The sequence below is a fragment of the Amycolatopsis sp. SID8362 genome, assembly GCF_010550475.1.
Classification (GTDB): domain Bacteria; phylum Actinomycetota; class Actinomycetes; order Mycobacteriales; family Pseudonocardiaceae; genus Amycolatopsis; species Amycolatopsis eburnea.
In genome coordinates this window covers 1-448 of the sequence record NZ_JAAGNB010000897.1, presented here as the reverse complement: position 1 = coordinate 448, position 448 = coordinate 1, and the positions used below count along the sequence as shown (strand labels likewise).

Annotated in this window: 1 protein-coding gene; it reads right to left on the bottom strand. The window is 77.0% G+C overall.

Features of this window, described 5'->3' with window-relative positions:
* The coding region (locus G3I65_RS27765; protein WP_160698727.1) for a beta-ketoacyl reductase at positions 1-448 on the bottom strand (448 nt) is incomplete at both ends.

Here is a 448-nt window from a genome sequence, read left to right as displayed (position 1 = left end):
CTCGACCGCGGTCAGCGAGTCGAACCCGATCTCGGCGAACGGCTGGGCGGGGTCGATCGCGGCCGTCCCCTGGTGCCCAAGCACCGCCGCAACCTCGGCGCGGACCAGCTCGAGCAGCACCTTCGGCAGCTCGGCCGCGGGCACGTCGGCCAGCTCGACCCGCGCTTTCGCCGTCGTCGCCGGAGCGCGGACGAGCCCGCGCAGCAGCGGCGGGACCTCGCCGAGCCGGGCCGCCGACGTCTCCAGCCGGACCGGGTACAGGACCGCGTCCCCGGCCGCCCAGGCCGCGTCGAACAGGTCCAGGCCTTGCCGGTTCGACAGCGGTCGCACGCCGGTCCGGCTCAGCCGGCCCAGGTCGGTGCGGTCGAGCCCGCCGGTCATCGTGCTCGCCTCGGCCCACAGGCCCCAGCCCAGCGACATCGCGGGCAGCCCGCGCGACCGGCGGTGC